Raw genomic sequence first — 14,550 nt, forward strand, 5'->3', positions numbered from 1 at the left:
ATAGTTTTTCCGTTTTCTTCAGTTGCACCAGTAATTTCAAAAGCACCATTTGGAAATTTGTTAACGTTAAAAAAGTCACCTTCTTTACCAGCAACTGTTCCCATTAAATGCGCTTCTAAATTTGTTTTTTGATCACCATCTAAATCTGTTACGTTTATAGATTTCATATCAATAATAAACGTTCCGCTTTGTAATTTTCCATCGTTTAAAGAAAATGTTCCGCTATCTAAATTTATTGTTCCTGCATGAGTACCTGTAGGTTTAAAACCTTTCCATTCTATTGTAGATTCAGATGCGTTAGCAACATATTTTTCAGAAGTTGCCTCACTTGTTGCAGCAGCTTCAGCTTCACTTGTGTTTGCTTCATTTGCTTTTTTACAACCTACAACTGAAAGTCCTAAGGCTAGTACTATAAAGATATTTAAAACTTGTTTTTTCATTTTAAAATTTATTAATGGTTAAGCTGCAAAAGTAAAAAAAATACCATGGAAAACACTTAAATTTTTCTTAAATATTTAATCCTATTTTATTAATAAATTTTTCATAATAGGAAGAGAAAAATAGGCGTAAAAAAAAGATGATGACATTTTGGCATTTTTATAATAATGGCAGTACTTTTGCCAAACTTAAATGGTATTAAAACAAATACACAAATGAGCAAAGCAAAAGATATAAAGGAAGATATAATTGAAGAGCAAGTAGATGCTACTACAAACGAAGAAAATGTAGAGGTTAAAGAATTGTCTATTGAAGACACTCTTAGAGAAGAGCTAGGACAAGAAAAAGACAAGTTTTTAAGGCTATTTGCAGAATTCGAAAATTATAAAAAACGAACATCTAAAGAACGCATCGAGTTATTTAAAACAGCAAGTAAAGATGTCATGGTGTCAATGTTACCAGTTTTAGACGATTTCGAGCGTGCACTTTTACATATTGAAGAAGATAAAGAATCCGAAGAACTAAGAAAAGGTGTTGTTTTAATATACCAAAAACTATTAACAACCTTAAGTCAAAAAGGTTTAGCAGCAATGGAAGTGAAGCAAGGCGATGTTTTCGATTCTGAAATTCACCAAGCAATTACCCAAATACCAGCACCTAGTGAAAAGCTAAAAGGTAAAATTATTGATGTTGTAGAAAAAGGTTACAAACTAGGAGAAATAGTTATACGTTTCCCAAAGGTAGTTATCGGACAATAATAAAATTCGTTTTTAACCCATTGCAAATGCAATTTGTTAAAAGCAAACAAAAGATATGGCAAAAAAAGATTATTACGAATTATTAGGCATTAGCAAAAACGCTACTGCTGCCGAAATAAAAAAGGCTTACAGAAAAAAAGCGATTGAATTTCATCCAGATAAAAATCCAGATGACGCTAATGCAGAAGCAAAATTTAAAGAAGCAGCTGAAGCATATGAGGTATTAAGCGACGATAATAAAAAAGCACGTTACGACCAATTAGGTCACCAAGCCTTTGAAGGTGGAGGTGGCTTTGGTGGAGGTGGTGGAATGAATATGGATGACATATTCAGCCAGTTTGGAGATATCTTTGGAGGAGGCTTTGGAGGAGGTGGTTTTTCTGGTTTTGGAGGACAGCAACAACAACATCGTGTAAAAGGTAGCAATTTACGTATTCGTGTAAAATTAACACTAGAAGAAATTGCTAATGGTGTTGATAAAAAAATAAAGGTTAAACGTAAAGTTCAAGCAGAAGGTACAACGTATAAAAGTTGTTCTACCTGTAATGGATCTGGCCAAGTAACAAGAGTGACTAACACCATTCTTGGACGTATGCAAACAGCAAGTTCATGTCCAACATGTTCAGGAGCTGGACAAACAATAGATAAAAAACCAGCAGGAGCAGATGGTCAAGGTTTAATTGTTAGAGAAGAAACTATAGCTGTTAAAATTCCAGCAGGTGTTGTAGATGGTTTGCAGCTTAAAGTTTCTGGAAAAGGAAACGATGCACCAGGAAACGGAATTGCAGGAGACCTATTAGTAGCAATAGAGGAGCAAAATCACGACACTTTACAACGCGAAGGTGATAATTTACATTACGACTTATATGTTAGTCTACCAGATGCAATATTAGGAGCATCAAAAGAAATAGACACAGTAACTGGAAAAGTGCGTATTAAAGTAGAAGCAGGCTTACAATCTGGTAAAATTTTACGTTTACGCGGAAAAGGAATACCAAGTATTAATGGTTATGGTAAAGGCGATTTATTAGTACATGTAAATGTGTGGACACCAAAAACATTAAGTAAAGAGCAAAAAGAATTTTTTGAAAAAATGAAAGAAGACGAGCATTTTTTACCAAAACCAGAACATAGCGACAAGTCGTTTTTTGAGAAGGTAAAAGATATGTTTTCTTAGTGTTTATAAAGTATTAAATAAAGATCTGCAATATCCTTGCAGATTTTTTTACGTTAAAAATCTAACTTATTTAATCAAAAAAGGAATAGTTAAACAAAAAATAGTATATTTGATTTATCATTGGTTTGCGCCAATGGTAATTTTTCTTTTTCATAGCAATTTTTTCCCATCCTTTATTTGCGTAGAGGGTGGGTTTTGTTTTTAAGTAGGTTTAAGTTTTACAATTTAAGGATAGAATAAAAATTTGGAAAGTTATTTAATTCTACAAAAGCGTGAATAATTTTGCTTGTTTTTAAGCCTCAATTACTACTTTAATTTCTGGTGTTTTGCGTTAAAATAAATCTAAACATGAGCGCTTACCAACTAACATTTTCTATATTTACGCAACTAACAGTTTTATTTATGAGTAACTTATTAGAAGCACAATCGGTTTCTAAAAAATTTGAAGATTTTACGGCACTTAACAACGTTTCAATTGCTGTAGAGAAAGGCAGCATATTTGGACTTCTTGGTCCTAATGGTGCAGGTAAAACAACCTTAATACGTGTAATAAATCAAATTACAATGCCAGATACTGGTAAAGTATTTTTAGATGGCGAACCTCTGCAGAGGCATCATATTCAAAATATTGGCTATTTGCCAGAAGAACGAGGCTTGTATAAAACCATGAAAGTGGGTGAGCAAGCATTATACTTAGCGCAATTAAAAGGGTTAGAGAAAGCTGAGGCAAAAAAAAGGTTACTACAATGGTTTGAAAGATTAGAAATTGGAGATTGGTGGAACAAAAAAATTCAGGAGCTTTCTAAAGGTATGGCTCAAAAAATTCAGTTTGTTGTTACAGTATTACACGAGCCTAAATTATTAATTTTCGATGAGCCTTTTTCAGGTTTTGATCCTATTAATGCCGATATTATTAAAAATGAAATCTTAAGATTAAGAGAGGAAGGAGCAACTGTTATTTTTTCAACTCATAGAATGGAGTCTGTAGAAGAACTTTGCGATCACATTACTTTAATTAATAAATCCAATAAAATTTTAGATGGTAATCTTAATGCCATTAAAAGGCAGTTTAAATCCAACACCTTCGAAGTAGGAATTAATACAAGTAATGTTTTAGAATTGGAACGTTCGCTTTCAGAAAAATTTGATATATCACCTGCAGAGTTTAAAACATTAAATAGTGGTTTGAAACTTAATATAAAGCTGCCAGAAAACGAATCTGCAAATCAATTACTAAGTTATTTAACAACAAAAGGCGAAGTCTCACATTTTGTAGAACTAATTCCAAGCGCAAGCGATATTTTTATTCAAGCAGTAAAGAATAATTAAAAATAAACATGAATCATTTACCACTTATAATAAAACGCGAGTACTTTACTAAAGTACGAAATAAGGCCTTTATAATTATGACTTTTTTAAGTCCGTTAATTATGATTGCTCTTTTTTCTGTAGTTGCCTATTTGTCTCAGTTAAATAATAACAAACAAAAAAGCATCACTGTATTAGATAATTCTACCGAAATTAAAACAGTCTTTAAAGACACAGAAACTATAAAATATACTCTTCTAGAAAATGTAACTTTAGAAAACACTAAAACAATCGTAGAAGAACAAGAAAGTTATGGATTACTATACATTACAGATTTTAAACCTAATTCAACATCAACAAATTTAAAAAAGAATGTAGATGTAGAATTTTATTCTACTGAAACTCCTTCTTTAGAAATTATAACTGGATTAGAAAGTAAGATTGAAGAGCGTTTAAAAGAAATGAACCTCAAGAATAAAGGTGTTGATATAGCCACTTTAAAAGATGCAGAAACTAACATTACCATAAGTCAAGAGAACTTTTCAGGCGAAAAAACATCTAAAGTAGATAGCTTAGTCAAACTTATTTTTGGAGGTGCCGCTGGCTACTTGTTATTTATGTTTATTATTATTTATGGCAACATGATTATGCGTTCAGTAATAGAAGAAAAAACAAGTAGAATAATAGAGGTTATCATTTCTTCTGTTAAGCCATTACAATTAATGTTAGGTAAAATTATTGGTACTACATTGGCAGGAATCACACAATTTGGAGTTTGGATAGTACTTGGTAGTGTTCTTATGGTTACTGCATCTGTAGTCTTTGATATTGATTTTACACAAATAAATACGCCTCAACAAGAGCTTATGGCACAAGCCACACAAAATCAAGATGTAAATGCAGAGGCAAAGTTATTTATTAGCGCCTTTTTTAATATGCCATTAGCAAACTTAATAATTGCATTTATTTTGTTTTTTGTCAGCGGTTACTTATTGTACAGTTCTTTATACGCAGCAATAGGTGCAGCAGTAGATAATGAGACAGATACACAACAGTTTATGTTGCCTATAATTATGCCACTAATTTTGGCAGTATATGTTGGCGGATCTACAGTTGTAGGAGATCCTCATGGAACAGTTGCTACTATATTTTCTTTTGTTCCTTTTACCTCTCCTGTAGTTATGCTAATGCGTATTCCATTTGGTGTACCTATCTGGCAACAAATACTTTCTTTGTTAATATTAATTGGTACATTTATATTTACAATATGGCTAGCCTCAAAGATTTATAGGGTTGGAATATTAATGTATGGAAAAAAACCTACTTACAAAGAACTCCTAAAATGGATTAAATACTAAAATGCAAGAAAAAGTAACAGATAAAATAGAAAAAGAAGTTGAAAAGGTAGGCGATGTAATTGCCGATAGTAGCCTATGGGAGAAATTTGTAGACTTTTTAAACTATCCACTATACAAATTTACAGGAGAAAACGGCTTAGAAACTGGAGTTCTAAAAGTAAAATATTTATTATTAATATTACTAGTTTTAATTCTAACAACCTATGTGTTGCAATGGTTAAAAAGGATGATGACAATTCATTTGCCAGATGAGGATAAAGCAAAATTTACAACCGTATTCTCATTTGCAAGATGGGTTATTTATATTATAGTTTTTTTAGTAGCCATAAACTCCCTAGGTATAAACGTTACTGCTGTATTTGCAGCCTCTACAGCATTATTAATTGGTGTTGGTTTAGCCTTACAAACATTGTTTCAAGATATTATTTCTGGAATTTTTATATTAGTAGACCAGTCTGTTCATGTTGGAGATATTATTGAGATTGAAGGTAAGGTTGGTAGAGTAGAAGAAATAAAATTGCGCACAACAAGAGTAGTTACAATAGATAATAAAGTATTAGTAATACCTAACCATTTATATTTAACCAATAGTTTGTATAACTGGACACAAAACGGAACATCAACAAGAGAAACTATAGATGTTGGTGTTGCCTATGGAAGTGATGTGAAATTGGTAGAAAAGCTATTAATCGAAGCAGCAAAATCTTCAGATTTAGTGTTCAAAGAACCAAGACCTCGTGTAATATTTTTAGACTTTGGAGAAAGTTCGCTAAACTTTAGAGTCGCTTTTACACTAGAAGACAGTTTTAATGCTAGATTTCCTAAAAGCGAAATACGTTTTGCTATCGATAGGCTTTTTAGAGAGCATAATATTAGTATTCCATTTCCTCAACGCGATGTTCACGTCATTCAAAAAGAGAATCAAAATATAGCATTGAAAATGAATACAAAGCAATCTTAAATAGAACATTAATAAATGAAACAACAAACGGTAAAGTTCTTTCTTATTATTCTATTTATAGTTGGGTTTCAAAGCGCCTATGCACAGCTTACAGATTTAGTACGTTTAGAATATTCTTATATACCTAAAAGTAATTCTGAAGATAGTTTTAATAGGTTTAGAGGCTTGGTAAACTACCCAATAAAAACATCAGAAGATTGTTATCTAGTTGTTGGTGGAGAGTATAGTAGAATAGCATTCGATATTGAAGATAACTATCCGTTTAATGCTTCAAATTTAAGTCGTTTACATGTTATAGATTTAAATGTAGGCTATACTTTTAAATTAAAAAGTGGTTGGCGTTTTGGAGCAAAAATTTCTCCAAGAATAGCGTCTACACTAAGGCATAAAATTACTGGAGACGACCTTTTGTTAAATGGAGGAGTCTATGCAATAAATGATAAAACAAAAGACGAGAATATAAATAAACCCTACCGTTTATATTAGGCCTTACATATAATAGCACCACTGGAATTACTTTCCCACTAACATTTGTAAGCTACTATAGACGTTTAAATGCGCAGTGGTCTTATAATTTAGGAGTGCCAAAAACAAATGTAAAATACTTTTTTAGTGAGCATAGTATTTTACAAACATTTGTAGGTATTGATGGTTATTTTGCTAATATTCAAGATTCTATAGCTATAGAAGGTAACCAAGCAGAAAGTATTTCGCTTTCTTTAGTAGTTGCAGGATTAGGATACGAGTATTGTTTTACAGACCATTTAATATGGTATGCTTATTCTGGTTATACATTAAGCATGAATAATCGATTACGTGATGATAATAGAGAAGAAGTTTATAGATTAGACAACATAAACGCATTTTACTTAAGAACAGGAATTAAATTTAAAATATAATGCCAAAAATATTAGTAATAGAAGACGAAGCAGCAATTAGAAGAGTTTTAATAAAAATTCTATCTGAAGAAAATGATAAATACCAAGTATTTGAAGCCGAAGATGGTTTAGTTGGCATCGATAAAATTAGAAAAGAAGATTTCGACCTTGTACTTTGTGATATTAAAATGCCAAAAATGGATGGTGTGGAAGTACTTGAAGCAGCAAAAAAAATAAAACCAGAAATTCCAATGGTCATGATTTCTGGTCATGGAGATTTAGATACAGCAGTAAATACAATGCGTTTAGGTGCTTTCGATTACATATCAAAACCACCAGATTTAAACCGCTTATTAAATACGGTTAGAAATGCATTAGACAGAAATGAACTGGTTGTAGAAAATAAAATTCTTAAAAAGAAAGTTAGTAAAAAGTATGAAATGATTGGAGAAAGCGAAGCTATTTCACAAATTAAAGACATAATAGATAAAGTTGCACCAACAGATGCTCGTGTTTTAATAACAGGACCAAATGGAACTGGAAAAGAACTAGTAGCACATTGGCTACATGAAAAAAGTGAGCGTGCAAAAGGACCAATGATCGAGGTTAACTGTGCAGCAATACCTAGCGAACTAATAGAAAGCGAGTTGTTTGGGCACGTAAAAGGTGCATTTACAAGTGCAGCAAAAGACAGAGCAGGTAAATTTGAAGTAGCAAATGGAGGCACCATTTTTTTAGATGAAATTGGAGACATGAGTCTCTCTGCACAAGCAAAAGTTTTAAGAGCACTCCAAGAAAGCCGTATTCAAAGAGTAGGAAGCGATAAAGACATAAAAGTAGATGTTCGGGTTGTTGCAGCAACAAACAAAAATTTAAAAAAGGAAATAGAAGAAGGAAGGTTTAGAGAAGATTTATACCATAGATTGGCAGTAATTCTTGTAAAAGTACCTTCGCTTAACGACAGAAGAACAGACATTCCATTATTAATAAAACATTTTGCAAAAAAAATCTCTGGAGAACAAGGTACTGCAGAAAAGAGTTTTTCTACAAAAGCCATAAAACTATTACAAGAGTACGATTGGACTGGTAATATTAGAGAGTTAAGAAATGTAATCGAGAGATTAATTATATTAGGTGGAGTAGAAGTAAGTGAACAAGATGTAAAATTGTTTGCCAGTAAATAATGACGCTTAATTTTTTTTAAATTTCTATTTTTAACACAAAAAAGAATTAAGAACTAGGCCATAATAATTTTTTAAATGAAAGACATAAATATTGAAGATTACAAAATAACATCAAAAATCAAATTGTCTACACTACCTTATAAATTAGATTTAGGTGAAGAAGACGATGAGGTAAAAGACGAATTGCGTAAAGTAAGAAGAAAATTAGGAAAACTTCAAGACACACTTTATGCACATGGTAAATATTCTATTTTAGTATGTTTACAAGGTATGGATACTTCTGGTAAAGATAGCTTAATTCGAGAGGTTTTTAAAGACTTTAATGCGCGTGGAGTGGAAGTGATGAGTTTTAAAGTACCTACAGAATTAGAATTAAAACACGACTATCTATGGAGACACTATTTAGCCCTACCAGCGAGAGGAAAGTTTGGTGTGCATAACCGTACACATTATGAAAATGTATTGGTAACACGGGTGCATCCAAATTATATTTTAGGAGAAAAGCTACCAAATGTTCATTCTGTAGAAGATGTTAACGAAGCCTTTTGGGATAAACGTTTCGAACAAATAAATAATTTCGAAAAACATCTAGCAGAAAACGGAACAGTAATTTTTAAGTTTTTCTTGAATCTTTCTAAGGACGAACAAAAACGAAGACTATTACGTCGATTAGACTTAAAGCACAAAAACTGGAAATTCTCAGCAGGAGATTTAAAAGAACGAAAGCTTTGGGACAATTACATGGCCTGTTATCAAGATGCTATAAATAGAACAAGTAAACCTCATGCACCATGGTTTAATATTCCAGCAGACAATAAACCAGCTGCAAGACTAGCAGTTGCAACTATTTTGTACAATACATTAAAAGAATACCAAGATATTAAAGAACCAGAATTAGACGACAAAATAAAAGCTAATTTGCATTTATATAGAGAACAATTAAACAACGAGTAACTAATTCCTAAGCATTTAGGAATTAATAAAAATTATTTTGGCTTTACCACAAGGGTCGCGCTTTTCATTATATCTTTTTTTGCCATAAATAGCAGCAAAAAAAGGATACCATTACAATCGCTTACGCAATCACCATGAAACTAAAAATCCTAATTACAATCTTATTTTTATCAGCAAACGTATATGCACAAAACGATAAAGAAACCGTAAAAATAATTTATAGTCAATCGTTAACTAATGGAAAAGCGTACGAATGGCTAGACCATTTATCCAATCAAATTGGAGGCAGACTCTCAGGCTCTGCAAACGCAGAAAAAGCAGTGCAATACACAAAAAGTGAACTAGAAAAATTAGGTTTAGACAAAGTATGGTTACAAGAAGTAATGGTTCCAAAGTGGGAACGTGGTGAAAAAGAAGTTGCTTATTTCGATTCTAAAGGAGGCGAAAGAGATTTTGTAAATATCTGTGCGCTTGGAGGCTCTGTAGCAACTTCAGACTCTGGTTTACAGGAAAAAGTAATAGAAGTAAAAAGTTTCGAAGAACTTGCAGAACTTGGTGCTACAGTAAAAGGTAAAATAGTATTCTTCAATGGACCAATGAATCCAGAACTAATAAATACTTTCGAAGCTTATGGAGGCTGTTCTAAGCAACGTTATGCAGGAGCATACGAAGCAGGTAAACTTGGTGCAGTTGGTGTTATTGTTAGATCATTAAATTTAAGACAAGACGATTTGCCACATACTGGAAGTATGGGTTATATGGATTTGCCAATCAACCAACGTATTCCTTCTGCTGCAATTAGTACAAATGATGCAAACAAGCTTTCTCAAGCCTTAAAAAACGATACAAACTTAGAGTTTTACTTTAAGCAAAGTTGTAAACAGTTTGAAGATGTATTGTCTTACAACGTTATTGGAGAAATTACAGGAAGCGAATGTCCAAACGAGTTTATGGTAGTAAGTGGCCATCTTGACTCATGGGATTTAGGAGATGGTTCTCATGACGATGGAGCAGGAGTTGTACAATCTATGGATGTTGTTCGCTTATTAAAAGAAAGTGGTGTTAAACCTAAAAGAACCATTCGTGTCGTTCTGTTTATGAACGAAGAAAATGGATTAAGAGGTGGAAAAAAATATGCAGAAGAAGCAAAACGTAAAAACGAAAATCATATTTTTGCGCTAGAAAGCGATTCTGGAGGTTTTACACCTAGAGGTTTTAGTTTCGATTGTAGCGATGCAAATTTAGATCAAGTATTAAGTTGGGAGCCACTATTTAAGCCTTATTTAATTCATTATTTCGAGAAAGGTTACAGTGGAGCAGATATTGGACCACTAAAAAAAGATAACATTGTTTTAGCTGGATTACGTCCAGACTCTCAACGCTATTTTGACCATCATCATGCAGCAAACGACACGTTCGATGCAGTTAATAAAAGAGAATTAGAACTTGGAGCAGCAACCATGACAAGTTTAATTTATTTATTCGATAAGTATGGAACGGTAACTATTAGTGATGTTAAGGATTAAATAAATAATTATATAATAAAAAACACAATTTTAATCTTTGCCTTACTAATCACTACAGTGATTTCTGCCCAAAGCGATAAAACAGAATTACCTTACCATGAACTTCCAGAAAACACTGAAAAATTTACTGCTGGAACAGTAGCAGCAAAACAAGTTGATGCTTTGGGTTTTAGATATTATCATACCACAGATAACTTAACCGAAAAAGATTTAGCCTACAGGCCTTCAGATTCTGTAAGATCATCTAAGGAAACTATTCAACATATTTACGATTTATCTTTAATCGTGTTAAATTCAAAACTAAACAAGGCGAATTCTAGAGAAAAAATTGAAATGTCTTATTTAGAGTTAAGAACAAAAACACTTCTAAATTTAAAGCAAGCTTCAGATATTTTAAGAACAAGTGACGATATTTCTAAGTATAAAATTATTTTTGGAACTAACGAAATTCCGTATTGAAATAATATAAACGGACCTATAAGTGATGCTATTTGGCATTGTGGACAATTGGCTTCGTTTAGACGTGTAACTGGAAACCCAATTAACCCAAAAGTGAATCATTTTACAGGAAAAATTAGAAAATAATATAGCTTTAAATCCATTCCTATAGATAGATAATTTTCACAATTAAATATTAGGGTAAGTTCTTGCGAATATTTACTTTTGTAATTCTAAAATTTTACTCTAAAATAGATGAATTTACACGAATATCAAGGAAAAGAATTATTAAGCAGCTTTGGCGTACGTATTCAACGTGGTATAGTTGCTCAAAATGCTGATGAAGCAGTTTCTGCAGCAAAGAAATTAACTGAAGATACTGGTACAGGTTGGCACGTAATAAAAGCACAAGTTCACGCAGGTGGTCGTGGAAAAGGTGGTGGAGTTAAACTTGCTAAAAATTTAGATGAGGTTAAAACTATTGCTGGAAACATTATAGGAATGGATTTGGTTACTCCTCAAACTTCGGCAGAAGGTAAACGTGTTCACCAAGTTTTAGTTTGTGAAGATGTTTATTATCCTGGAGATTCTGAGCCAGAAGAATATTACATGTCTGTTTTATTAAACAGAGGAAATGGACGTAACATGATTATGTATTCTACAGAAGGTGGAATGGATATTGAAACTGTTGCAGAAGAGACACCACATTTAATTTTTACTGAAGAAATAGATCCTGCAACTGGAATTTCACCTTTTCAAGCACGTAAAGTGGCTTTTAACTTAGGTTTATCTGGAGCAGCGTTTAAAGACATGACGAAGTTTGTTACTTTATTATACAAAGCATATGTAGAGTCTGACTCTTCTTTGTTTGAAATTAATCCAGTATTAAAAACTAGTGATGATAAAATTATGGCTGTTGATGCTAAAGTATCTTTAGATGCTAATGCATTATTTAGACATAAAGATCTAGCTGCAATGAGAGATTTACGTGAAGAAAATCCTATTGAAGTTGAAGCAGGAGAACAAGGTCTTAACTATGTAGATCTAGACGGAAACGTTGGTTGTATGGTAAATGGTGCTGGTTTAGCAATGGCAACTATGGATTTAATTAAGCAAGCAGGTGGAGAACCAGCAAACTTTTTAGATGTTGGTGGTACTGCAGATGCTGCAAGAGTAGAAATCGCATTTGAATTGATATTAAGAGATCCAGCAGTAAAAGCAATTTTAATTAACATTTTTGGAGGTATCGTTCGTTGCGATCGTGTAGCTCAAGGTGTAATAGATGCTTATAAAAACATGGGTAACATTTCAGTGCCAATTATTGTACGTTTACAAGGTACAAATGCAGATATTGCTAAGAAATTAATTGACGACTCAGGCTTAGATGTTATGAGTGCTACTGAGTTTCAAGAAGCAGCAGACAAAGTACAAGCTATATTAGCTTAAATATACATATATCCTATAAGGTTTTTAAAACCTTATAGGTATTATTAAACAAAAAAAGAGCAACTTAATCGTTGCTCTTTTTTGTGTTTTAAAATATTCTGAAGTACCATTTCATTTGTTAATGATATTCTAAAGTTATGTTAAGTATTAGTTAATCTGAAGTTTGAAAATTAACTATTCACTTTTTTCAAAGTCTATATAGGTGTAAACAATTAAAAATAAATATTATGAAATTAATTAAAATATCACTTTTAGTATTAGCAATTACATTTTCAAGTGTGGTATCTGCAAACACAAACACAAACACAAACCCAAACCCATCACATTCAGATCCAAAAGGATTAACTGAAGAAATTTAAACCTTATTAAAAACCCAAACTTTACAATAGGAAACGATTTGGTAGCCAATGTCAGCTTCATGTTAAATAAAAACAAAGAGATTGTTGTTATTAGCGTAGATACAGAAAATGAAGGTTTAGAAAGTTACATTAAAACCAGATTAAACTACAGTAAGTTAAATTTAAAGGGAACGAGTATTAATTAAACGTATAAAATTCCAGTTAGAATAACGGCAGCTTAAGTTTCCTTTATTAATATAAAAAAAGAGCAACTTAATCGTTGCTCTTTTTTGTGTTTTTATGTTTGTTAATATTGTTTTTATAAGGATTCGGTTTTACCTTTCTAGACATATCTTTTTTGAGTGCTTCTCCTTTTTTTGGCATTGGTCCACGAAGATGAATAATTAAACCATTTAAAAAATTTCTTAAAATTTGATCACCACATTCAACATAATTAGGGTGGTCTTCTTTTCTAAAAAACGCACTTAACTCGGTTTTAGCAATTCTAAAATCTACTAAATCCAATATTGCAATAATATCTGTATCTCTTAGTTTATGTGCAACTCTTAGTTTTTTAAAGATATCGTTATTTGTCATGAGTTAACTATTTGTTAATTAAGTGTTTAAGCTATTTTTTTATTGTTTATTTGTATAAATAATTGATAAAAGGGATTTATAACCGATGTAAAACTACTCAATTTTCGACAAGCGACGTAGTTTCTACGATTATTAATTATCATTATTACCTAATTTTGTGAAACAAAAACTGAATACCAAATGTTATCTAGTAGAGTAGAGAAATTGAGCTTATTATCAGAAATTATTGCTTTTGCAAAAGCGGAGAAAGATTTGAAGATACTTGAGTATGATTTTCTATTAAGCATTTCAAAAAAATTGGAAATTATTAAAGAAGATTTTAATTTTATTATCGGGCACCCAATAAATTGTGTGCATTTAAAATCTCATAGTGAGCGTATTGTTCAATTTTATCGTTTGGTTTTATTAATGAATGTTGGACAAGTTCGAACAGAAAAGGAGTTAACACAATTATATAATTATGGACTAAGAATGGGCTTATACCATGAGTCTATTTCTAAAGTATTGTATTTAATGGATGGTTTTCCAGGTATGTTGGTTCCTGCAGAAGTTTTAATAGATATTTTTAAAGTTCAGTATAATTAAACACTACTAGTTTTTTAAAGCTTCTAGCTTTGCTTGATAACTTTTAATCTCGTCTCTTAATTGTGCAGCAATAATAAAATCTAAAGCTTTAGCCGCTTTTTCCATAATTTTACGCTTTTCGCGTATTTTCTTTTCTAGTTCACCTTTTGTTAAGTACTCACTTTCTGGCTCTGCAGCTCTTGCAGCCTCTAACTCATAACTATAAGTGCTTATAGAATTTTTACTTAAAGCGCTATCTAAACTCTTGTTTAAAGCTTTTGGAACAAGGTTGTTTTTAGTATTGTATGCTATTTGCTTTTCGCGTCTGTACTCTGTTTCATCTATAGTTTTTTGCATGCTTTTTGTAATCTTATCTGCATACATAATGGCTTTACCGTTTAAGTTACGTGCTGCACGTCCAACTGTTTGGGTAAGTGATCTTGCAGAACGTAAAAAACCTTCTTTATCTGCGTCTAGAATAGCAACTAAAGAGACTTCTGGTAAGTCTAATCCTTCACGAAGTAGGTTTACACCTACTAAAACATCGTATATACCTTTGCGTAAGTCTTGCATAATTTGCACACGTTCTAAAGTATCTACATCACTATGTATGTAATTAACACGT

General features: G+C 31.9%; 17 protein-coding genes. 14 read left to right on the plus strand and 3 right to left on the minus strand.

What is annotated here, in order from left to right; genetic code table 11:
- A partial coding sequence (locus QNK89_RS10230; protein WP_340170940.1) for a YceI family protein occupies positions 1–440 on the minus strand: 440 nt, incomplete at its 3' end.
- Between the two features lie 213 nt (positions 441–653).
- On the opposite strand from QNK89_RS10230, the gene QNK89_RS10235 reads away from it, so the two are divergent.
- The 13 genes from QNK89_RS10235 (at position 654) to QNK89_RS10295 (ending at position 12,785) form a co-directional block, all read left to right on the plus strand.
- Positions 654–1,196, plus strand: coding sequence for a nucleotide exchange factor GrpE (locus QNK89_RS10235; protein ID WP_340170942.1), 543 nt, complete (start codon positions 654–656; stop codon positions 1,194–1,196).
- A gap of 55 nt (positions 1,197–1,251) precedes the next feature.
- Positions 1,252–2,373, plus strand: a complete 1,122-nt coding sequence (gene dnaJ, locus QNK89_RS10240) for a molecular chaperone DnaJ (RefSeq protein WP_340170943.1) — start codon at positions 1,252–1,254, stop codon at positions 2,371–2,373.
- Positions 2,374–2,775: 402 nt separating this feature from the next.
- Positions 2,776–3,702 (plus strand): ATP-binding cassette domain-containing protein, encoded by a 927-nt coding sequence (locus QNK89_RS10245; protein ID WP_340170944.1) that lies wholly within the window; start codon positions 2,776–2,778, stop codon positions 3,700–3,702.
- 8 nt (positions 3,703–3,710) lie between these two features.
- Positions 3,711–5,039, plus strand: a complete 1,329-nt coding sequence (locus tag QNK89_RS10250) for an ABC transporter permease (protein WP_340170945.1) — start codon at positions 3,711–3,713, stop codon at positions 5,037–5,039.
- A 1-nt stretch (position 5,040) separates the two neighbouring features.
- The gene (locus QNK89_RS10255; RefSeq protein ID WP_340170946.1) at positions 5,041–6,000 is read left to right on the plus strand and encodes a mechanosensitive ion channel domain-containing protein; all 960 of its coding nucleotides are present in this window, start codon (positions 5,041–5,043) and stop codon (positions 5,998–6,000) included.
- A 15-nt stretch (positions 6,001–6,015) separates the two neighbouring features.
- Entirely contained in the window at positions 6,016–6,486 is a 471-nt protein-coding gene (locus tag QNK89_RS10260) for a hypothetical protein (protein WP_340170947.1), read from the plus strand.
- Between the two features lie 26 nt (positions 6,487–6,512).
- On the plus strand, positions 6,513–6,899 hold the full coding sequence (locus QNK89_RS10265; protein ID WP_340170958.1) for a DUF6268 family outer membrane beta-barrel protein: 387 nt from the start codon (positions 6,513–6,515) through the stop codon (positions 6,897–6,899).
- Positions 6,899–8,062: a sigma-54 dependent transcriptional regulator gene (locus QNK89_RS10270; protein WP_340170948.1), complete on the plus strand. Its 1,164-nt coding sequence runs from the start codon at positions 6,899–6,901 to the stop codon at positions 8,060–8,062. Before QNK89_RS10265 ends, QNK89_RS10270 begins: the two co-directional genes overlap by 1 nt.
- Before the next feature lie 75 nt (positions 8,063–8,137).
- Positions 8,138–9,016 carry a PPK2 family polyphosphate kinase gene (locus QNK89_RS10275; RefSeq protein WP_340170949.1) on the plus strand — a complete coding sequence of 293 codons (879 nt, stop codon included), beginning with the start codon at positions 8,138–8,140 and terminating at the stop codon, positions 9,014–9,016.
- 134 nt (positions 9,017–9,150) lie between these two features.
- Positions 9,151–10,542 carry a M20/M25/M40 family metallo-hydrolase gene (locus QNK89_RS10280; RefSeq protein ID WP_340170950.1) on the plus strand — a complete coding sequence of 464 codons (1,392 nt, stop codon included), beginning with the start codon at positions 9,151–9,153 and terminating at the stop codon, positions 10,540–10,542.
- A 57-nt stretch (positions 10,543–10,599) separates the two neighbouring features.
- Entirely contained in the window at positions 10,600–11,001 is a 402-nt protein-coding gene (locus tag QNK89_RS10285; RefSeq protein ID WP_340170952.1) for a hypothetical protein, read from the plus strand.
- A gap of 234 nt (positions 11,002–11,235) precedes the next feature.
- Positions 11,236–12,426: an ADP-forming succinate--CoA ligase subunit beta gene (gene sucC / locus QNK89_RS10290; RefSeq protein WP_340170953.1), complete on the plus strand. Its 1,191-nt coding sequence runs from the start codon at positions 11,236–11,238 to the stop codon at positions 12,424–12,426.
- Positions 12,427–12,653: 227 nt separating this feature from the next.
- The gene (locus QNK89_RS10295) at positions 12,654–12,785 is read left to right on the plus strand and encodes a hypothetical protein (protein ID WP_340170954.1); all 132 of its coding nucleotides are present in this window, start codon (positions 12,654–12,656) and stop codon (positions 12,783–12,785) included.
- Positions 12,786–13,037: 252 nt separating this feature from the next.
- On the opposite strand, the gene QNK89_RS10300 is transcribed toward QNK89_RS10295, so the two are convergent.
- Positions 13,038–13,361, minus strand: a complete 324-nt coding sequence (locus QNK89_RS10300) for a DUF1456 family protein (protein WP_340170955.1) — start codon at positions 13,359–13,361, stop codon at positions 13,038–13,040.
- Positions 13,362–13,541: 180 nt separating this feature from the next.
- Here QNK89_RS10300 and QNK89_RS10305 point away from each other — a divergent pair, with 180 nt between their 5' ends.
- On the plus strand, positions 13,542–13,946 hold the full coding sequence (locus QNK89_RS10305) for a TerB family tellurite resistance protein (protein ID WP_340170956.1): 405 nt from the start codon (positions 13,542–13,544) through the stop codon (positions 13,944–13,946).
- 6 nt (positions 13,947–13,952) lie between these two features.
- Here QNK89_RS10305 and QNK89_RS10310 read toward each other — a convergent pair.
- A partial coding sequence (locus QNK89_RS10310) for a helicase-related protein (protein ID WP_340170957.1) occupies positions 13,953–14,550 on the minus strand: 598 nt, incomplete at its 5' end.

Origin of the sequence: Lacinutrix sp. (assembly GCF_037625555.1) — a bacterium.
Taxonomy (GTDB): Bacteria; Bacteroidota; Bacteroidia; order Flavobacteriales; family Flavobacteriaceae; genus Lacinutrix.